We start from the raw sequence: 21,261 nt of genomic DNA on the forward strand, positions 1-21,261 counted from the left end.
GAATAATGGCCAGAGGCTGCACGACCGCAGCCGCTGGCCCAGAGCGATTTAACGGGCCTCGTCCGACTCCAGGAAGTCCTGGGCGAAACGCTGCAATACGCCGCCGGCGTCGTAGATCGACACCTCTTCATCACTGTCCAGGCGACATGTCACCGGCACGTCCAGGCGTTCGCCGTTGCGCCGAGTGATGATCAGCGTCAGGGTTGCTCGTGGAGTGCGTTCGCCGATCACATCGAAGGTTTCGCTACCATCGATGCCCAGCGTCTTGCGGTCGGTGCCCGGCTTGAACTCCAGCGGCAACACACCCATACCCACCAGGTTGGTGCGGTGAATGCGCTCGAAGCCTTCGGCCACGATGGCCTCTACACCGGCCAGGCGCACGCCCTTGGCCGCCCAGTCGCGAGACGATCCTTGTCCGTAATCGGCGCCGGCGATAATGATCAACGGCTGCTTGCGATTCATGTAGGTTTCGATGGCTTCCCACATGCGCATCACCTGCCCTTCGGGCTCGACACGGGTCAGTGAACCCTTTTTCACCTGCCCATCAACCACGGCCATTTCATTGACCAGCTGCGGGTTGGCGAAGGTGGCGCGCTGCGCCGTCAAGTGGTCGCCGCGGTGCGTTGCGTAGGAGTTGAAGTCCTCTTCCGGCAGGCCCATCTTCGCCAGGTATTCACCCGCAGCGCTGTCGGGCAGGATGGCGTTGGAGGGCGACAGGTGGTCGGTGGTGATGTTGTCCGGCAGCACTGCCAGCGGGCGCATCCCCTTGAGTGTGCGCTCCCCAGCCAGGGCGCCTTCCCAGTAGGGCGGACGGCGAATATAGGTGGACATCGGGCGCCAGTCGTACAGCGGGCTCTTGGCCTCTTCCACCGTACCCAAATCGAACATCGGAATGTAGACCTGCTTGAACTGCTCCGGTTTGACGCTGGCAGCAACGATGGCGTCGATTTCCTCGTCGCTCGGCCACAGGTCCTTCAAGGTCACGGGGTTGCCTTGGGCGTCGTGGCCCAGCACATCCTGCTCGATGTCGAAGCGCACGGTGCCGGCAAGGGCATAGGCCACCACCAGCGGTGGCGAGGCGAGAAACGCCTGCTTGGCATAGGGATGGATACGGCCATCGAAGTTGCGGTTGCCGGACAGCACGGCCGTGGCATACAGGTCGCGGTCGATGATTTCCTGCTGAATCACCGGGTCCAGCGCACCGGACATGCCGTTGCAGGTGGTGCAGGCGTAGCCGACGATGCCGAAACCGAGCTTTTCCAGTTCGGGCAGCAGGCCGGCCTCTTCCAGATACAGCTTGGCGACCTTGGAACCCGGAGCGAAGGACGTCTTGACCCAGGGCTTGCGCAGCAGACCCAGTTCGTTGGCCTTCTTCGCCACCAGGCCGGCAGCGACCACGTTGCGCGGGTTGGAGGTGTTGGTGCAACTGGTGATGGCGGCAATGATCACTGCGCCATCGGGCATCAGGCCTTGGGCTTCCTCGGCGCGGGCCGCAGCCAGCTGGGTGTCGCTGGCGATACCGCGCTCCTGCAGCGCACTGGTCGGCAGGCGACGGTGCGGGTTGCTCGGGCCGGCCATGTTGCGCACGACGCTGGACAGGTCGAACGACAGCACGCGCTCATACTGGGCGGTTTTCAGTGCATCAGCCCAAAGGCCAGTGGTGCGGGCGTAATTCTCGACCAGCGCCACCTGCTCCGGCTCGCGACCGGTTAGCTTGAGGTACTCGAGGGTCTGCTGGTCGATGTAGAACATCGCCGCCGTCGCGCCGTATTCGGGGCACATGTTGGAGATGGTGGCACGGTCGCCGATGGACAGGCTGTCGGCACCTTCGCCAAAGAACTCGACCCAGGCACCGACTACGCGCTCCTGACGCAGGAATTCAGTCAGAGCCAGGACAATATCGGTGGCAGTGATGCCCGGCTGACGCTTGCCGGTCAGCTTGACGCCGACGATATCCGGCAGGCGCATCATCGACGCGCGGCCCAGCATCACGGTTTCGGCCTCCAGGCCGCCGACACCGATGGCGATGACGCCCAGGGCATCCACATGGGGCGTATGCGAGTCGGTACCGACGCAGGTGTCCGGGAAGGCCACACCGTCGCGCGCCTGGATCACCGGGCTCATCTTCTCCAGGTTGATCTGGTGCATGATCCCGTTACCGGCTGGGATCACGTCGACATTCTTGAATGCAGTCTTGGTCCACTCGATAAAGTGGAAACGGTCTTCGTTGCGACGCTCTTCCACGGCGCGATTTTTCTCGAACGCGTCCGGGTCGAAGCCGGCATGTTCCACCGCCAGTGAGTGGTCGACAATCAGTTGGGTCGGCACCACCGGGTTGACCTTGGACGGGTCGCCCCCTTGCTCGGCAATCGCATCGCGCAGGCCTGCCAGATCCACCAGCGCGGTCTGGCCAAGGATGTCATGGCACACCACGCGAGCCGGGTACCAAGGAAAGTCCAGGTCCTGCCGGCGCTCGATGATCTGCCTCAGTGAGTCGCTCAGCATGGCCGGATCGCAGCGGCGTACGAGCTGCTCAGCCAGAACTCGCGAGGTATAGGGAAGCGTGTCGTAGGCGCCCGGCTGGATGGCTTCGACCGCGGCCCGGGTATCGAAATAGTCCAGCTGGGTGCCTGGCAGGGATTTACGGAATTCGGTGTTCATGCCTTGGACTCATGGTGATGTTTCATAAAGCGGATGAGCGGACCGGTGCCGGCCCGCTCCTGGCAAATCAGCGCTGGTCGATCGGCACGACCTTGCGCAACTCCACGCCGACGTACTCGGCACTCGGTCGGATGATGCGGTTGTTGGCACGCTGCTCGAAGACGTGACTGCACCAACCGGCCATGCGCGAGCAGACAAAGATCGGCGTGAACAGCGGCGTCGGAATGCCCATGAAGTGATAAGCCGAGGCGTGGTAGAAATCCGCGTTGGGGAAGAGCTTCTTCTGTTCCCACATGGTTTCATCGATGGCCACCGAGACCGGGTAAAGCACGGTGTCGCCCACAGTGTCGGCAAGTTTTTTCGCCCATTGCTTGATCACTTCGTTACGCGGGTCGCTGTCTTTGTAGATCGCATGGCCGAAACCCATGATCTTTTCCTTGCGCTCAATCAGCGCCAAGGTGCCGGCACGGGCCTCTTCCGGCGTCTTGTAGCTGGCGATCATCTCCATCGCCGCTTCGTTTGCACCGCCGTGCAGCGGGCCGCGCAGCGTGCCGATGGCGCCGGTGACGCAGGAATAGATGTCGGACAGGGTCGAAGCACACACCCGCGCCGCAAACGTGGAGGCGTTGAACTCATGCTCCGCGTACAGAATCAAGGAGACGTTCATCACCTTGACCTCCAGCTCGCTCGGCTTGCGCCCATGCAGAAGTGCCAGAAAATGTCCGCCGAGGCTTTCTTCATCACTGGTGCAGTTGATGCGCACGCCGCCATGGCTGAAGCGGTACCAGTAGGCCATGACCGAAGGGCCCATGGCCAACAGCCGGTCTGCCTTGTCCTGCTGCTGGGAGAACTCGGTTTCCGGTTCCAGCATGCCCAGCACCGAGCAGGCGGTACGGATCACATCCATGGGGTGCGCATTGGCCGGAGCGCGCTCCAGGACTTCCTTCAGCACATCGGGCAGGTCGCGCCACTGGTGCAGCCGCTCGCGATAGGCGGCCAGCTGGGCAGCATTCGGCAACTCGCCATGGAATAACAGGTAGGCCACTTCCTCAAAACAGGCATGCTCGGCCAGATCACGCACGTCATAACCGCGATAGGTCAGACCGGCGCCCTCCTTGCCAACCGTGGACAGGGCGGTTTGCCCGGCGATTTGCCCGCGCAGTCCTGCGCCGGTGAGTACTTTTGCGTCAGCCATTGCTTTCTCCTTCTTGGATTTGTTCTGGATAGTGCACAATTGCCTTGCCGGCTCCTTGTCAGGCGCCTTGTTCGTTTCAGCCCTTCTTCTGCGCAAACAACGCATCGAGACTTTGCTCGAAGGCGTGATAATTAATGCGTTCGTACAGCTCCATGCGCGTCTGCATGGTATCGATCACGTTCTTCTGCGATCCATCGCGACGGATCGCGGTGTAAACGTTCTCGGCCGCCTTGTTCATGGCCCGGAACGCAGAGAGTGGATACAACACCAGAGATACAGCGGCACTGGCCAGCTCTTCGGTGGTGTACAACGGTGTGGCACCAAATTCTGTGATATTGGCCAGAATCGGCGCCTTTACACGCTCGGCGAACGTGCGGTACATGGCCAATTCGGTAATCGCCTCGGGAAACACCATGTCGGCACCGGCTTCCACGCAGGCGGCTGCGCGGTCCAGTGCGGCGTTCAGGCCTTCCACCGCCAGCGCATCGGTACGCGCCATGATCACGAAGCTGTCGTCCGTGCGGGCATCGACCGCCGCCTTGATGCGATCGACCATTTCCTGTTGGGAAACGATTTCCTTGTTGGGACGATGACCGCACCGCTTGGCGCCTACCTGGTCCTCAATATGAATCGCGGCAGCGCCGAACTTGATCATCGACTTGACCGTGCGCGCCACGTTGAAGGCCGAGGCGCCAAAGCCGGTGTCGACATCCACTAGCAGCGGCAAGTCGCAGACATCAGTGATACGGCGTACATCGGTCAGGACATCATCCAGACCGGTGATGCCCAGATCCGGCACCCCTAGAGAACCGGCGGCCACCCCGCCCCCCGACAGATAGATCGCTTTGAAACCCGCGCGCTTGGCCAGCAGTGCATGGTTGGCATTGATGGCACCGACCACCTGCAGGGGATGCTCGGCAGCCACCGCGTCACGAAAACGCTGGCCCGGAGTACTTTGGCTCATGACTCACCTCTTTGCTGATTGTCCTGAAAGTATTGCTCGGCATTGCGCCGCGACGCGGCTATGTGCCGACGCATCAATAATTCGGCCAGTTCGCCGTCTCGCTCGGCGATAGCATCGAGAATACGATGATGCTCGCTGAAGGCCTGATGCGGCCGGTTTGGCGTTTTGGAAAACTGAATGCGGTACATGCGTACCAACTGGTACAGCTCGTCGCAGAGCAACTTCACAAGCGTCTGATTGCCACTGCCCTGGATAATCCGGTAGTGGAAATCAAAATCGCCCTCCTGCTGGTAATAACCACGCCCAGCCCGGAATGCTTCGTCGCGCTCATGGGTTTCCAGAACGCGCCGCAATTCGTCGACGTCCCCTTGGGTCATGCGCTCAGCCGCCAAACGGCAGGCCATGCCTTCCAGCGACTCACGTATTTCGTACAGCTCGATAAGCTCGCTCTGGCCCAATGACACAACTCGCGCACCCACATGGGGAACTCTTACTAAAAGTCGCTGTCCCTCAAGGCGGTGAATGGCTTCCCGAAGCGGTCCGCGACTGATGCCATACACTCGCGCAAGCTCCGGCTCGGAAATCTTGCTCCCCGGAGCAATCTCTCCCCTGACAATTGCCGCCTGAATGCTGCGAAACACTTGTTCGGACAGGGTTTCCCCGTCCTCGCCCTTGACCTGAGCAGCGAACTCAATTTCAAACATTGTCGACACCTTGAATTCTCCTGCGGGCAAGGATAGCCGAAAACCGGGCAAATCAACTAGCCGATTACCCAATATTGTCGACACTCATCGAGAAACGCCATGCTACCTTCGTCACCCTTTCCGGCCCCCGATCGCGTAACAGCGATGCAATCGCAGTCACAAAACCTGCGTGTTAGAATCTGCGCCCCAAGCGCTAACCTGAGCACCGCGAATCAGTCCATTTCCCTGAACTCGCTGGCACCCATAGGCTTCCGCCACGCCGCCAGTCATCTTTGACCCCGCCGCCGATAGCAATTACTGGACCCTATGAGACGCACGTTTTCGATCGCCTTCAGCTTTCTGTTTTGCTTTGCCAGCCAAAGCTTTGCCCTTGAAAAAACCATCTATGGTTTGAACGAGTACGCCCTGCTTGCCGACCTCGATAAACAATTGGCAGCCAAACTCGACACGGGGGCGAAAACCTCATCCCTCAGCGCCCATGACATTCAACGCTTCAGTCGTGAGGGAGAAACCTGGGTTCGTTTCCGTCTGGGCCTTGAGGGGGCCGACGATTCGGTGATCGAGCGGCCGTTATCGCGCATCAGCAAGATCAAGCGTCGTGCTGGTGATATTGATCCTGAGGAAAACAAGACCTACACCGCTCGCCCAGTCATTGAGCTGCAGCTCTGCCTGGGGCAGGCACAACGTACGATTGAGGTAAACCTCACAGATCGCAGCGCCTTTCAATATCCATTATTGATAGGCTCCGAAGCGCTCAAACAATTTGAAGCCTTGGTCGATCCCAGCCTTAAATACGCAGCCGGCAAACCCGACTGCGCACCTGACGCACCCTCTGGCGAGTAAACAGCCCCATGCGCTCTCTTACCCTGCATCTGAAAATCCTGATCACCATCCTGGTGGCCTTGGGCGTTCTGATTACGGCCTATCAGATCTTCATACTGGGCATTCCGGTCACTGAGGACGAAACCGATGATCTGTGGAATATCGACGCCAAAGTCGAGTTTCAAGCCAACCCCAGGGAACCGGTCAAGGTTCAAATGTTCGTCCCGCCGCTGAACCAAGACCATGTCAGCCTCAATGAAAGCTTTATCTCGAACAATTACGGGGTGAGCATCAACCGCATCGATGGCAACCGCAAAGTTACCTGGTCGGCCCGCCGGGCCAACGGCAGCCAGACGCTGTATTACCGCCTGGTGCTTACCAAGCGCTACGGTGTGGAAAAGCCCGAAGAAAAAGGGCCTATCTTCCGCGATAGCATCCCCATCGAAGGGCCGGAAAAAATTGCCGCCGAAGCGCTGCTGGCGCCCATTCGCCAACATTCGGCGGATGTTGAAACGTTCATCAGCGAAACCATCAAGCGGGTCAACAATACCGCTGACGACAATGTCGGGCTGTTATTGGGGGGAGACCGATCAATCCCCAACAAGGCCAAGGTCATCGACCTGTTGCTGTCCGTTGCCCATGTCCCGATGGAACGGGTCAATGCCATTCGGTTGACCGCCGATATCTCCCAGACGCCGGAGCTGTGGCTGCGCAGTTACAACGGCAGCCAATGGTTGTACTTCAATCCGGTTACCGGGGAGCAAGGGCTACCGAGCGACCGGCTGATCTGGTGGGTCGGCGACGACCCGCTGGTCAGCGTCGAAGGCGGCAAACAACCCCATGTCACCTTCACCCTCAATAACAGCGAGATCAATGCGATCCGTCTGGCCAAGCTCACCGATGAGCAAACCGACGCCGGCTTCCTCGAATACTCGCTTTACGGTCTGCCGCTGCAAACCCAGCAGACTTATCAGATCATGATCATGATTCCCATCGGCGTGCTGGTGATCCTGATCCTGCGCAACCTGGGCGGCCTGCAGACCCTTGGCACGTTTACCCCGGTACTGATAGCCCTGGCCTTCCGCGAAACCCAACTGGGTTTCGGTATTGTCCTGTTTACCTTGATTACCGCACTGGGCCTGTCACTGCGATCCTATCTTGAGCACCTCAAACTACAGATGCTGCCACGCCTTTCCGTGGTGCTGACTTTCGTTGTGGTGCTGATTGCAATCATCAGTTTGCTCAGCCACAAGCTGGGCCTTGAGCGCGGCCTGTCCATCGCCCTGTTCCCCATGGTCATCCTGACCATGACCATCGAACGCTTGTCGATCACCTGGGAAGAACGCGGCGGCACCCATGCCTTCAAGGTGGCGATCGGCACGCTGGTTGCGGCGACCCTGGCTTTCATGCTGATGAGCATTCCAGAGCTGACCTATTTCATCTTCACCTTCCCGGCGGTATTGCTGATCATGGTGGGCTTCATGCTGGCAATGGGGCGCTACCGTGGCTACCGCCTGACCGAACTGTTCCGCTTCAAAGCCTTTTTGAAGGACTGAGCCATGTTAGGTCTATGGAGAACCTGGAAGGGCCTGAACGACAAAGGCATCATGGGCATCAATCGGCGCAATGCGGACTACGTGCTGAAGTACAACAAGCGCAGTCTGTACCCGATTGTCGATGACAAGATCATCACCAAGGAACGGGCCATCGAGGCCGGCATTCACGTCCCGGAGATGTACGGGATCATCGAGACGGAAAAGCAGATCGAGAAGCTCGAAAAGATCATCGGCGGGCGCAGTGATTTCGTCATCAAGCCCGCCCAGGGCGCAGGGGGTGACGGCATTCTGGTGATTGCCGACCGTTTCGAAGGCCGTTACCGAACGGTGTCCGGCCGAATCATCAGCCTCGAGGAAATAGAGCAGCAGATCTCCAACATTCTCTCGGGCCTGTACTCCCTGGGCGGCCACCGTGACCGGGCGCTGATCGAGTATCGCGTCACGCCCGATCCGATCTTCAAGAGCATCAGCTACGAAGGCGTACCGGACATCCGCATCATCGTACTGATGGGCTACCCAGTGATGGCCATGCTGCGCCTGCCCACCCGCCAGTCCAACGGCAAGGCCAACCTGCATCAGGGAGCCATCGGCGTGGGCGTGGATCTGGCCACGGGGGTTACCCTGCAAGGCACCTGGCTGAACAACAAGATCAGTAAGCACCCAGACACCACCAATGCCGTGGATGGCGTGCAATTGCCCAACTGGGACGGTTTCATGAAACTCGCCGCGGGTTGCTACGAGCTGTGCGGACTGGGTTACATCGGCGTTGACATGGTCCTCGACCAGGACAAGGGGCCGTTGATTCTCGAACTCAATGCCCGCCCCGGTCTCAACATCCAGATTGCCAACGATTGCGGCCTGACACACCGGGCCCATGCCGTCGAGGCGCACCTGGCAAACCTGAAGAAGAAGGGCGACAAGGACACGCCTGAACAGCGCGTGAAATTTGCCCAGGAGTTGTTCGGGCACGTCCCAGCAAAGGTTTGAACCCAATCACTGCCTATAGAAGAAAGCCCGACCTACGCGTCGGGCTTTTTTACATCGACTCAGCGAATGATGGCCAGTTCGAACTCGCCATGATCTACATGGCGGTGCGTCTGCAGGCCAGTCGAATCAATCGCTGCTCGCTGCAGGGGACGGTTGAAGGGCTTGTTATCCAGAGTGCGCAAGGCGCGGTCTTCATCCGTGGTCAGCAACAGCACATAGCGTTCCCCCTGTCCGGCATGCACGGGAACAGTGCCTTCCAGAAAGGCATAGCGATACCAGGTTTCCGGATGCAGCTGGTACACGGCATCGCTCACCAGGCGAGTGGGACGCTTGGCTTCGTCCAGAAACAATAGAGAGGGATAAACAACTTGCTTGTTGGCGAAACTGCGCACCCGCAAACCGTAGGTGTGCTGCGAGCGCGGCAGGCTGAGGGCCGCGTAGTAGCTTCGCCCCATGGGGAACTGCAAACTTGGCGAGAAGCGGCTCAGCTCCTGGTAGCGAGGCTCCTCTACGGAAAGCTCGGTAAATGCACTGTCCGACAATTGTGTGCAACAACGTTCGAGCAACTCCTGGTATGGACCGCCATCGCGCGCCTGGCTCCCCTTGAGTAACGCCTGCAGCGCTGGGCTGGGCTGGCCATCCAAGGCAGGCAGCCCGGGTGTTGCGCGGGCGAACTCGATTTGCCGCCCCTCGGTGAAGGAAATGGGCGCCGGCACCGCTGCTGGTTCGGCGCCTTGCGGCAGTGGCGAGTTGTGCATGCGCCCCTGGTCATCGACCCAGGTGTAATAAGCCTTGCCGTGTTCACTGCGTACAAAGCTGCGACCTTCCAGAACGTCGGCGTCGATGTAATCGGTGGGTGTATCTCCACTACGCAGTCGTTTGGTATCTGGCCCTGCTTCCTCGGGGCCGGAGTACACACTGTTGTGCAAATTGCCGCTGGCATCGACCCAGGTGAAGTAGCGACGTTTGCTTTCTGCCACCGCACCTGAGGTCCATCCCCCACTCCGTTTCTGGTCGCCAGCCTCGATACGCCGCTCGGCCTGCCGCTGCTGTGCTGCATAGTGCTCATCGACGAACGTGTTATGCACGCGCCCCTGGTCATCGATCCAGGTAAGATAACGTCCATTGTCTGCCTGGGCGCAGGTTCCGACGATCAGCAACATAAGCAGCACAAAAGGCATAGCGCGTACTCAAAAGCGGGTTCGATAAGTCAGGGCAAACACATAGGCTTTTACGGTGGTTTTGATGTCCAGGTCGGCATACGGGTTATAAACCATATCCAGCAGCCCCGAACAGTTCACGTTGCAACTGCTTCCTCCCGGAATGCTTTGTTTGCTGACCATGTAATTGAAGCCGATATCGACCTCGGTCTCTTGATCCCACCGATAACCAGCGCCCAAGCCATAAAGATCGGCATCTCCCAAGGGGGCGAGCGCATCCGCCTTGTTGCCAGGTATCGCCGATTTGCGGGGTTCATATCCCAGGCGCAAGCTCAAGCGATCATTGACGTCATATTGCAGCCCGAAGGCCATGCTCCACACAGACTCATAATCACGAGAGAGAATGATTGAATTGCGCGTGGCGTTATTGGGTGAAAACACACTGGCCACCTTCAGGAAATCCAAAGGCCGGTCAAACTTCAGCTCGAAATCTTCCCACGCTGAATAGTCGGTCCATTTTACATCCATATTGAACTGCCACTGGCGATGCGGTTTTATTTTGATGCCGGTGGAAAAATGTGCCGGATAGGTTAGGTCCATCGACACGTTACCTTGCTCATAGGCATAAAGCCCATCAGCGGACATGACACTCAACGGCGGGAGGATACCGAACACCGAGCTTTTCAATCCTTGCCACAAACCTTGCCAGTCTTTCGTGTAATCAATGCGATAAGTACCTTGCATGTGCATTTTGGCTTCGCTTTGATACACAGCGCCCAAGGCAAACCACTCTTTTGGCTCCCATAGAATCCCAAGGTTCCAGGTCGGCGAAAGAGTTTGCTGCAGGTCCACATCCAATTCGGCAAGATCGGTGAACGGCCCAAACTCATCTCCCCCGCATATATTGAGAAGCACATCCAGCGGGCTGCTGCCTACCACGCACATCGCCTCACGCAAAGCCGCCACTAGCCCGGTGAGCATCCCCGGCGCGCGAAGGTCCTGCTTTAGCGCCAGAGCCTGATGGGAAAAGCCAATCGATAAGCCGACGGACAATTCATCGTTCACCTGATACCCCACCGAAGGGGAGAAATAAGTGATGCGTTGCATCACCACTTCCTTACCCTGATAACGGCCCGGGTCATCGTCATCCCGAACATAACCCACAGCTTGAGGCGTATAAATATTGGTGGCAAAGGTAAATTTGGAGCCAGGCGGATTGATGGAAAGGCCTGCAAGCGGCGCCACCAGCAACGGTATTTCTGTGGTCCCCCCCAACCCCGGCAAATACATCGCCGAACTGGTGGTTCTGCTCCGAGTTCCGGCAATAGGATCGTTCTTGTAGCCGAAGAAGCGTTCTCCATAATCGGCCGGCGCATCGAACTCAGCACGAATATCCATACCACCGGCGATAAGTTTTACTGCAGTTTGCCGACCTTTGAGCTTGGTAAGAGCGGCAGGATTATAATGCACGGCATCGATACCGCTGGAATCCGCAGTGATGGCATTGCCCAAGGCCATGGCCTTAGGGTTGCCAATGGTCAGGTTTTGAGAAAATTGAGCCTGACTTTGCATTGCCCAGAGCAACGTCACCCCGGCAATCGCTCGCGCGAGCGGCGAAATTCGCTTACTCATGAATAGTCCGCCTGCGGGTTATTGGGCCTTCAGGCCCTTGATATCCAAGGGCATGGAGATTCCCAGCAGGACATCGGGCGAATCCTCGGTCATGCCAAACCCGGCATTGACATTAACGATGCGGTCTGGAGAAGTTCGCAGACCCAGCGAGAAATTCATAACCGCACTGGTTTGTTCAGTTCCCTTGCTGGTGCTGTCAATAAACTCGTATTCAGGCTTCAGGTTGTGAGCCATCTGATAGGAAGCAGCCAGCGATACATCGTAGGACAAGGCATAAGCAAATCCCATGCTCAATGAGAAGGTTGACCCAGGTCTGACTTCTTGCAGTAACCTGCTGCCGAATACTTGGTCTATATCTTTAACCGGCAGGTTGTAGGTATAACCCAACGAGCCGAACAGAACGACCGGATCAATGACATAGGACATGTTTGCCCCGAGGCCCAGGCTGTAATAACCGTTACCTGTCGATAAGTCTTCACCGAGATTGATGTCGTATGGGCTTTCGCCGGTGGGAAGACCAAGGTTGGCATACAAGGTAGTGACCGGCCGGCCGCGATGCGAATTCCAGGGTTGCCAGCGCAGGCTGGTGGATATATCGCCCAGGCTATATACATCCAGATCCCGCTCGGTGTCGTATTTGGCAATCAAGGGCAAACGCACACTAAAGGTCAGGTTATCCCAAACGCCATAGTCGAACGTAAACGAGTTGGTAAAGGTGTGCTGAGCCTCGCTTTGGCCTATTACGCTATATACGGGGTTGCTTACATCGTTATTGGCCCGGATGGTCTGAATCACCGTATCGCGAGTAAGGGAGTAATCGAAACCGTAGGTCAGTGTACGCTCTCCTTTCTTCAGCAAGGTATAGCTTTTTTCCGCCGCTTGGAAAACCTCTTCCAGCGCTTTTGCGCTATCTGCGTCTTCCTCTTTTTTGCTTAATGCTTCGCGCGCCTCATTAACGTCCTGTTCGGCTGCCCACACTGGACCAGCACTGGCTATTACCAAAAAAGCCAGCCACGCAACTCCCCTAACTCCCATGGCGCTACCCCTATTATTTTTAGATGCCGACACATCCTGTGCAGCGGGTGCTTATTGCGGCGGATAATTACTTACGGCGGATATATTGAATGCCACCGCCTGAGCCAAGCTCAGCAGCTTGGTTCTGGCTAAATTTCGCCAACTGTGGAAATTCGCGGAAAGCCAGAAGGCTGGTCGTTCGATCATCCACAAGCCGCATATCTCGCTCATCCAATGCCAGCGCATTTATAGAGGGGTTATCCCCCGGGTAGACGATGAATAATACGTTCTGATCCCACACAGCTTCGAAACGTGCCCGGGTAAAGCTGATATTGCCCAAGGCGGGGTCGGCCACAAACACATGGTCGTCACGTACATCCCGCACTACGACGAAATGCTTGAAGCCAGCATATTCAATAGGCACGATTGCAGGATGTTCCAGGCCTTCCAGATCGTCGAATTCAGCTCGAAAACCACCGCTTTCATAGCCCAGCGCTGCTACGAAACGCTTCATATCCAGCAAGGAAAAACCGCGTCGCTCGGCGATTTTTTCTGCCTCCCCGTAGTGCAGCAAGCCTTCCATGACCTGGCGCTCTTCCAGATTGCGCCCCAGGTAGTAATCCAGCAGCGTCGTCAGAGCGGCTGAACCGCAGCTGTAGTCATAGGCCTGACGAATCACATTACGAAACTGCAATTGATTCATCGGCTCCAGCACTACGCTTTCGCGCAATTGCCCTGCAGGAGTAAGTCCGTAGGTCAGATTGACCGTACCCTCGCGGACCGGCTTGGTATCCACTGTCTCGGTAAAACCGACAACGGCCAGCAAGCTGCCCAATAAAATCTCGATCATCTTTGCTGTGCACTCCCTTACCTGAGGAAGCGATCTACCAGCCAGAGCCGGTAGACCACCTTAAGCCTCAAGCCAACTGGTGCTTAGTGACCCCAGATCTTGATGGTAGTACCGGCCAGGTTCTGATCGATAATTGCCAGGGAGCCAATGCTGGCGGCAGAGGCGTCACCGACCTTGATGGCGGCGATTTCGATCTGACCGGTCATTTCCGGCAGGGAGATTTGCAGCTGCTGAGTATCGGTACCGGCGATATCAGTGGTAACCACGTCGATCATCAGCGGGTTGGCATCGGAAATGCTGAAGCCGGTGAAGGTGATACCTTCCAGGCGCAGGCTGCCGCCGTTGGTATCGTTATCGGTGTACACAATGGCGCCGATGCTGCCGTTGAAGTCACCGGACAGGCTAATGCCGTCCTGACCGGTCACGCTTGCCAGGGCGTTGTCATCCATGGCCTTGAGGTCGGCCTGAGCCATGAACGGAGCGGCCAGAAACGCTGCAGCCAGAGCCAGTTGGTTCAATTTCATTATTGTTATCTCCACAGTTCACAGATGGGGTTATCCATAGACACTGCCGCGACACCTGCCTCGACAGTAGGACCCCTCACCGCCCCGTACGGCATCTTCCTTGTGGGGCGGAAAGCGCTGAGCTCGTCCTGCGAACAAAACTAGTGGCGGTTGGGCTGGCTGCCAGCCCATCCAAGGGATGGCGGCCCCATTGATGAGGCTCAGGCTTCGCTGAGCAAGCCGAGACTCTTGCCCTTGAGCACGGCCTGGGTGCGGCTGCGCACGCCGAACTTGGCGAACAGGTTGTGCAGATGCCACTTGATGGTGGCTTCGGAGAGGTGGATGGCCTGGGCGATGTCACGGTTCGACAATCCCGCCGCCACCAGCCTCAATATTTCCCGCTCGCGATGGCTGACATCTTGATTCTCATCGATTTTCAGCGGATCAACAGCCAGCCGGCGACATTGTTCACGCAGCATTTCCCCCAACATTTGCCAGGCCTCGGTGCGCGGTTCACGGGCTTGCCAGGCATTCCAGAGCGGCAGCAGCCACAACGCATCATCCAGAAATGCTCGTCGGTAACCCCGCGCCCAGGCATCTTGCACGGTTTGACGCAGCAATAAGAACGCCTTGTCGCTGTTACCTTTGCGCCAATACGCTACACAGAGTAACAACGACAGTCGCAAGCGCCGGTCACACAGGTGTGCAGCCGTTTGCCTGGCCAGCATGTTTTCCAATGCCAGCTGAGCCTTGTCTGGCCGCTGTTCGGTCAGTGCCAGACGAGCTTGCGCCATCGCCAAGGCAGCAAAGGCATCCGGATAGCGGATGGGATCAAGCTTGTCCAAATGCTGCTCCAGTTGAAGGCAGGCTCGCGATGCCTCGTTGGGGCGGTGCATCCATAACAAAAACTGCACTTTGCAGCCCATCGCCAGGGCGAAGACTCGCTGGTAGCCGGGGTCCTGCAAGCCTTCCAGCCATTCATCGAGATCAGCCAACCCCTGTTCGGCTTCCCCCGCATAAAAACGCGCCTTGGCCATGACCAGGCGTGCGCGATTGACCAGCTCGACAGGGGTGGCCACATCACGCCAGGTGGTCGCCCGAGGCAGCTCGGCAAGAATGGCCGCGTGCCGGTCCTGCTCATAAAGCAAGTCGGAGTACGCCAGCGCCAACGGACCGCCCACCCGGCTGTGTCGTCCAAACACCTGATTCACGCGTTTTCTCGCGGCCTCCGCGAGAGCACGGCCACGCTCCAGCTCGCCGTACTCCTTGCAAATCAGGGACTCGATAAGGCTGATCATGACGCTTAGGTATTCGCTGTCCACGTCGTTGAGATGCGTACGTGCACTGGCAATGGATTTGGCCGCTTCGGCAAAATCGCCCAGCAAGGCGTAGGCCGCTGCCTGCACGCAAAATAGACTGGCGCGGAAGAAAGGCTGCCCTTCGCGTACCGCCCCCAACCAGTGGCGCGCCACTTTCAGGGAAGTCTCCAGCTTATCCTGATACAGCAGAATCAAGGCTTTGAGTACCTGAGCCGCACCGAGTAATTCGGCAAGCCCGGTATGCATCGTTCTGCCCTGCCCTTGCAGCAATCGATTGCTTACGTCTTCTATCAGGGCTTCGGCTTCGGCAAATTTCTGTTCGAATGCCAACTGCCAGGCATAGAACAGTTGAAACACGGTGTGCTCGCGGATCTGTTCGGCAGGCACGCGCTTGAGCATGGCCAGCACACTGTAAACCCGATTCCCCGTTACCAGACGAATGCCCTGGCGCTCCAGCAAGTCGGCTGCAAAGGCGAAGTCCCGGGCGCGCAGCGCGTAACCAATGGCACGGTCGGCATATCCCTGAGTCTCACTCCAGCGAGCTGCCGCGAGCAGCAAGGCCGCCGGCTCGCCTTGCCTGACCAGGCGCCCCTGAAGAAACTCGGTGAACAAATGGTGATAACGAAACCACTCCCCCAGGGTATCGAGCGGGATTATGAACAGCTGCTCGGCCTGCAATCGCTTGAGCATCGCGCGACCCGTGTCATGCCCGGTCAAGGTGTTACAGAGATCGGCACAAAACTCATCGAGAATCGAGGTTTGCTCTAGAAACCAGCGCACGTCCGCTGGCAAACCTTCCAACACATCTTCCGTCAGGTAATCGGCAATATCACGCTCGGTGCCCGACAACTCGACAAGAAACTGGCGGCGGTCCGGATGACGAGCCAGCGCCAGGCTGGCCAGATGAAGCGCGGTGATCCAGCCTTCCGTGCGTTTGTGCAACAGCGCAAGCTCTTCATCGCTCACCTCTTGCTGCCGGATGCAGCGGAAATAATCCGCGGTTTCCTGGCGGCTCAAACGCAGGTCTTCAGCCTTGAGCCAATAGACCCGCTCTGACAGACCTGGAGCCGTGAGATATTGGGGGTTGAAACGGGTGCTGCTGATCAGATGTATCTGCTCTGGAAGATTGCGAAGCAGATACGCCACACCCTGGCCGAAGCCTGGATGACGGATGCGATGTACGTCGTCCAGAATCAGATAGATATGTTCTTCCACCCGGCGCAGATCGGTTATGAACGCTTCCAGCAAGGCTTCCAGCGGCCAGCTCAGGCCATCGCGCAGTAGCCCGGCGGTATTGGCTCCGAAGCCAGGCAATACCGACTCCACCGCAGCCAGCAGGTACTCCAGCAGTCGTTGCGGCTCACTGTCCCCGTCATCGCAGGACAGCCAGGCAACGTTGTGCCCTGTCGCCTGCAAGCGCTGGCGGAGCTGACTGAGCACGGTGCTTTTTCCATACCCGGCCGGTGCACTGAGTACCAGCAAGGGAAACCGTCGGGCCTGGAACAGGCGATCGATGAGTACCTCACGGGACAGCAGCGAGTGTCCCTCCAGTTCGGCAGGAAACAGCTTGGTGCGTAACAACGGCAGCCGCTGAGATTGTGCGGAGATCTGGTTGGTCATGATCAGAGCATCTCCAGCTCGCGGGCACGGCGAATGGCCTGGGTGCGATTGCGTACCTTGAGCTTTGCGTAGATGTTATGCAGGTGCCATTTGACCGTGCCAAGGGCCAGCGACAATTGCTGACCTATTTCTTCATTGGACATGCCTTGGGCTGCAAGGCGCATCACATCGAGCTCCCGTGCGGTCAAACCGTCACTCGGTGCCTCCTGCGCGGCCGGTACCTGGCCGCCCGGCCAAAAGCCCAGCAAATCACGTAGAAAGCCTTGCAGCGCAGGGTGTCTCTCTGCGGCTTCCAACTGCAGCAGCATGACCCGAACAGCCTGCCCTTCTTCGATAAATACACTGCGCAAACCTTCGCGCTCAGCCCTCATCAAGGCTTGAACCAGCAAACTTTGCGCTCGTTCCTGATAGCCCAGACGCTGGTAGCTGAGCGCGGCCAGCACATCCAGACGCAGATGCTGCAAGCCATGCCAGCCTTTTTGCAGCTGCCCTCGAAGCTGGGTGATTTCATGCAATGCCTCGCTGTATTGACCTCGTTTCTGGTACAGACGAATGCGGCTCAGCCCCAGAAAAAGGGTGACAGGATTGAAAGTGCGCTGCGCATAGCTAGCTGCCAGTCGGCTCCATTCGATGCTTTTCAAGCGCTGCTCGGCGCGCTTGAACGAGTCATCGCCCGGTTCTTGCACAATCAGTGCAATCTCTTCCGCAACCGCCTGCGCATAGAATCGCCAGGACTGATTGCGCGAGGCCAGATTCTGCATCGCGGCCAGGCTAGCCATGGCCTCTTTGATATGCCCCTGGGTGCGCTGCAGCCGTGCCAGGCACAGGAGCCCCTGGGCGTACAAATCAATCGGATTGATCACGTCAACATGCTTGAGAGCCCAGTGCAGCCTTTCTTCTAGTCCGCCGAAACGTCCCTGGTGATAGGCAATCAAACACGCGCTGATGACGGGCAGCGCCAGGGCTGGGCTGGTTTCGCCAAACCCTGGCACCATGCGGGCGCGCAACTGCTCGGACAAATGCTGCGCCTGACGCAGCTGGCCCTGTTCCAACGCCAGCATCACCTCGACGTTGCTGAGCTGCATATCCAGGTAACGGCCTTCTAGGAAGTGATTGCGCTGCTGGGCCAGCGCCAGTAAACGACGCGCCTGGTCGGGCTGAGCCAGCATCACCAGGGCCAGCGCACCGATCACCAGCATGGCTACCTCAAGGAAAGCGGCATGCTGGCCCAGCTGGGCTTCGATCTTGCGGGCCAGACTGACGCAAACGTCCAGATCATCTTTTTGCAGGGCCAGCATGGACTTGACCGCCAACGCAGCCAGGTAGCCCTCGCGCAGGGGTACGTCCACCTCGCCGGACCAGCGTGACAGCAACTCATCGAGCAAACGATTGGCTTCAGGCAAGGCCTGTTTAGCCGCCTTGTCCCAGACATCGGCCAGCATCAGCACCGGATAGCGCTCAACAATCGAATCGGGAACCTGCAAGCGCCAGCGATACAATCGGTTGAGTTGCCCCCGGTTGATCAGCTCCAACCCGTAGCCGTCCACCAGCGCGGCCAGCATTTCGGGATCGTCAGCCAGGCTGGCATGCTCAATGGCCAGGTTCTGCATGCGATGATTGGTGAACCAGAGGGACGCCTTGAAATGCAGCTGCTTGAAACGTTCAAAGCTCTGCTGCCGCAACCGGTTACGCAGGAAATCGGCGAAGAGATGGTGGAAGCGATACCACTGCCGCTCGCGGTCCAGCGGCACGAGAAACAACTGCCTGACTTCCAAGCTTTCCAACAATGCCTGGCCATCCTCGCGACCGGTCAAGGCGTTGGCCAGCTCCCCGCTCAATTGGCTGGCCACACTCAACGCCAGCAGCACATCCTGCAGTTCGGCCGAGAGTTGTTCGAAGACTGTGCACAGCAGGTAATCGCCCACCGCGGTTTGATCGCCTGCGGGTATGGACTGCAGGCTGCTGCCCTGTGGTTGATGGCTCAGCCACAAGCTGACCAGTTGCACGCCGATCATCCAGCCTTCGGTTTGCGCATACAGCGTTTGCAGGCCCGTTTCATCCAGCCGCAGGCCCCGGTAATGTAAATAATCGCGGGCCTCGGTCGGATCGAGGCGCAGCTCCTCCGGGCCGATATCCAGCAACAGGCCCTTGGCCCGCAGCGTGGCCAGATTCAAGGCCGGCTGGGTCCGCGCGCCGATCGCCAGGGTAAATCCGGGCGATGCCAGCAGGATCAGGCGCCCCAGGGCAGCGAGCAGCTCCTTATCGGTGACCTGGAAATCGTCCAGCACCACCAGCAGGGGGTGTGTCAGCCGGGTCAGCTCGACCAGCACGCTCTCCATCACGACCGTTACCGGCGTGCTCATCGTGTTGCACAGATACGCCAGCGCGTCCTCGCCGAACCCTGGCAACACCGTACGCAACGCATTGATCAGTCGCATCAGGAATCGCGCAGGATCATCATCACCGTCGCCCAACGCCAGCCAAGCACAGGTGCTGCCGGGTTGCTGAGCCATGACCAGTTCGCCCAGCGCGGTGCTTTTGCCGAATCCCGCCGGCGCGCACAGCAGAATCAGCCGCGCCTGGGGATTGGCGGCAAACAGAGCCTGAATACGCGGGCGCGGCAAGTAGCCGGCCGATGTGGGTGGAGGGAGTCGCGTTGGGCGCGCAAGGCTTCCTGACCCAGATACAACATCCATGATTTAACCCCTTTATATTTATCGTTATGCCCGGATTTTGAAATCCGCAGGGTGTTCCATACTTACCAGCCCCGCTGGGCAGTGCGCAAATATGGCAGAACTCTAGGCCGAAGCAGTCCTACGGAATACAATCGCCTTCACAAAAAACGACGGTTTCCGATGTCCATCTGCATTTGTCATCCCCTGCCCTACCTCGCTGATCCAGCTGACTACTTCGCGCTTGTCCGCCACGCTCCGGGAGCCGTGCTGCTTGACAGCGGCCGGCCCACAGCGGAGCGAGGACGCTATGATCTGCTCTCCGCATGGCCTATGGCACAGCTGACGGCTGCCGCTGGCGGAGCCGCCAACGTCTTTTTCCAACGCTTGCGCGATGCCTTGAGCCTGCTGGGTCCGAGCGAAGCACCCGCGGATCAGCCTCTGCCCTTTGTGGGCGGCCTGATCGGTTACCTGTCCTACGACTTCGGCCGGCGCCTGGAACTCATGCCGAATTCCGCAGTGGATGACCTGGCCCTGCCGGATGCCCATTTCGGCCTGTACGCCTGGGCGTTGATCAGCGATCACCAGCTCCAGCGTAGCCAGTTGGTGTTCCATCCGCGACTGGATGAGGCCGAGCGCCAGCGCCTGATCCGCCTGTTCAGCCAGCCGGCAGCGATAAGTGAAGGCGCCCCCTTCAAGCTGGACGGCCCGTTTCAAGCGGACATCAGCGTTGACAACTACGAGACCGCGATTGGCAAGATCCAGGCGTATATCCAGGCCGGGGATTGCTATCAGGTCAATTTCGCCCAGCGCTTTCGCGCCTCCTGCAGTGGCGATGCCTGGCACGCCTATCAAGCGTTGCGCGCCGCGTGCCCGACCCCCTTCGCCGGCTTTCAGCAACTGCCTGGAGCGAGCATTCTCAGCCTGTCGCCCGAGCGTTTTCTGCGCGTGCACGAAAACCAGGTGGAAACCCGGCCGATCAAAGGCACCCGCCCACGCGGCACCTCCCCGGAAGAAGACCGCCGCCAGGCCGACGCCTTGCTGGCCAGCCCCAAGGACCGCGCGGAAAACCTGATGATCGTAGACCTGCTGCGTAATGACCTAGGCCGCAGTTGCCGCATAGGCTCAGTGCGTGTGCCCGAGCTGTTCGCGCTGGAGAGTTACCCGAACGTGCATCATCTGGTCAGCAGCGTGACCGGCGAGCTGGACGCCAGCAAGGATGCCCTGGACCTGCTGGCCGGCAGCTTTCCCGGCGGTTCGATCACCGGCGCGCCCAAGGTGCGCGCCATGCAGATCATCGACGAGCTGGAACCTGCCCGCCGGGCGCTCTACTGCGGCTCGCTGCTGTACCTGGATGTGCGCGGGGAAATGGACAGCTCAATCGCCATTCGCAGCCTGCTGATCAAGGACGGTCAGATCGCCTGCTGGGGCGGCGGCGGCATCGTCATGGATTCCGACTGGCAAGCCGAATATCAGGAATCCATTACCAAGGTACGCGTGCTGATGGAAACCCTGGAAGCCCTGTAGCGTTTGTTGCTGTGGATCGCTCAGAACTGCTGCACGTGCAGCACAAGCTCCCAAAATGTGATGATTCCCGTCGAA

15 protein-coding genes are annotated in these 21,261 nt (G+C 58.7%); 4 read left to right on the forward strand and 11 right to left on the reverse strand.

Going from position 1 to position 21,261, the window contains the following annotated elements; translation table 11 throughout:
- Positions 1 to 48 precede the first annotated feature (48 nt).
- The 4 genes from acnD to ACTV8E_RS12050 all read right to left on the reverse strand — a co-directional run bounded on the left by acnD (position 49) and on the right by ACTV8E_RS12050 (position 5,524).
- A complete protein-coding gene (gene acnD, locus ACTV8E_RS12035; RefSeq protein WP_273534995.1) occupies positions 49 to 2,661 on the reverse strand; it encodes a Fe/S-dependent 2-methylisocitrate dehydratase AcnD in 2,613 nt (870 codons plus the stop codon).
- A 67-nt stretch (positions 2,662 to 2,728) separates the two neighbouring features.
- Positions 2,729 to 3,856 carry a bifunctional 2-methylcitrate synthase/citrate synthase gene (gene prpC / locus ACTV8E_RS12040; protein ID WP_443199654.1) on the reverse strand — a complete coding sequence of 376 codons (1,128 nt, stop codon included), beginning with the start codon at positions 3,854 to 3,856 and terminating at the stop codon, positions 2,729 to 2,731.
- A gap of 76 nt (positions 3,857 to 3,932) precedes the next feature.
- Positions 3,933 to 4,820, reverse strand: a complete 888-nt coding sequence (gene prpB, locus ACTV8E_RS12045; RefSeq protein ID WP_251836236.1) for a methylisocitrate lyase — start codon at positions 4,818 to 4,820, stop codon at positions 3,933 to 3,935.
- Complete coding sequence (locus ACTV8E_RS12050) at positions 4,817 to 5,524, reverse strand: GntR family transcriptional regulator (RefSeq protein ID WP_251836237.1); 708 nt, start codon at positions 5,522 to 5,524, stop codon at positions 4,817 to 4,819. The genes prpB and ACTV8E_RS12050 overlap by 4 nt, the downstream gene beginning before the upstream one ends.
- Before the next feature lie 306 nt (positions 5,525 to 5,830).
- Here ACTV8E_RS12050 and rloA point away from each other — a divergent pair, with 306 nt between their 5' ends.
- The 3 genes from rloA to ACTV8E_RS12065 are packed head-to-tail and all read left to right on the forward strand — an operon-like array spanning position 5,831 to position 8,889.
- Positions 5,831 to 6,367 (forward strand): retropepsin-like aspartic peptidase RloA, encoded by a 537-nt coding sequence (rloA, locus tag ACTV8E_RS12055; RefSeq protein WP_251836238.1) that lies wholly within the window; start codon positions 5,831 to 5,833, stop codon positions 6,365 to 6,367.
- 8 nt (positions 6,368 to 6,375) lie between these two features.
- Positions 6,376 to 7,902 carry an osmotic stress tolerance membrane protein RloB gene (gene rloB / locus ACTV8E_RS12060; protein WP_251836239.1) on the forward strand — a complete coding sequence of 509 codons (1,527 nt, stop codon included), beginning with the start codon at positions 6,376 to 6,378 and terminating at the stop codon, positions 7,900 to 7,902.
- A 3-nt stretch (positions 7,903 to 7,905) separates the two neighbouring features.
- Complete coding sequence (locus ACTV8E_RS12065) at positions 7,906 to 8,889, forward strand: alpha-L-glutamate ligase-like protein (RefSeq protein WP_443199655.1); 984 nt, start codon at positions 7,906 to 7,908, stop codon at positions 8,887 to 8,889.
- Between the two features lie 59 nt (positions 8,890 to 8,948).
- Here ACTV8E_RS12065 and ACTV8E_RS12070 read toward each other — a convergent pair whose 3' ends face one another.
- From ACTV8E_RS12070 to ACTV8E_RS12100, 7 genes are all read right to left on the reverse strand, one after another.
- Positions 8,949 to 10,070 (reverse strand): MalM family protein, encoded by a 1,122-nt coding sequence (locus ACTV8E_RS12070; protein WP_443199656.1) that lies wholly within the window; start codon positions 10,068 to 10,070, stop codon positions 8,949 to 8,951.
- Positions 10,071 to 10,079: 9 nt separating this feature from the next.
- Positions 10,080 to 11,681, reverse strand: a complete 1,602-nt coding sequence (locus ACTV8E_RS12075) for an outer membrane protein transport protein (protein ID WP_443199657.1) — start codon at positions 11,679 to 11,681, stop codon at positions 10,080 to 10,082.
- 18 nt (positions 11,682 to 11,699) lie between these two features.
- Positions 11,700 to 12,716, reverse strand: a complete 1,017-nt coding sequence (locus ACTV8E_RS12080) for a transporter (RefSeq protein ID WP_443199658.1) — start codon at positions 12,714 to 12,716, stop codon at positions 11,700 to 11,702.
- Positions 12,717 to 12,783: 67 nt separating this feature from the next.
- A complete protein-coding gene (locus ACTV8E_RS12085) occupies positions 12,784 to 13,545 on the reverse strand; it encodes a C39 family peptidase (RefSeq protein ID WP_251836244.1) in 762 nt (253 codons plus the stop codon).
- An 83-nt stretch (positions 13,546 to 13,628) separates the two neighbouring features.
- Entirely contained in the window at positions 13,629 to 14,069 is a 441-nt protein-coding gene (locus ACTV8E_RS12090; protein ID WP_251836245.1) for a DUF6160 family protein, read from the reverse strand.
- A gap of 200 nt (positions 14,070 to 14,269) precedes the next feature.
- The gene (locus tag ACTV8E_RS12095) at positions 14,270 to 16,987 is read right to left on the reverse strand and encodes a LuxR C-terminal-related transcriptional regulator (protein ID WP_443199659.1); all 2,718 of its coding nucleotides are present in this window, start codon (positions 16,985 to 16,987) and stop codon (positions 14,270 to 14,272) included.
- 2 nt (positions 16,988 to 16,989) lie between these two features.
- A complete protein-coding gene (locus ACTV8E_RS12100) occupies positions 16,990 to 19,683 on the reverse strand; it encodes a LuxR C-terminal-related transcriptional regulator (protein WP_443199660.1) in 2,694 nt (897 codons plus the stop codon).
- A gap of 159 nt (positions 19,684 to 19,842) precedes the next feature.
- On the opposite strand from ACTV8E_RS12100, the gene pabB reads away from it, so the two are divergent.
- Positions 19,843 to 21,186, forward strand: coding sequence for an aminodeoxychorismate synthase component I (gene pabB / locus ACTV8E_RS12105; RefSeq protein ID WP_443199661.1), 1,344 nt, complete (start codon positions 19,843 to 19,845; stop codon positions 21,184 to 21,186).
- Positions 21,187 to 21,261: the final 75 nt, after the last annotated feature.

This window comes from Pseudomonas sp. B392_1p (assembly GCF_052245235.1).
Taxonomy (GTDB): Bacteria; Pseudomonadota; Gammaproteobacteria; order Pseudomonadales; family Pseudomonadaceae; genus Serpens; species Serpens gallinarum.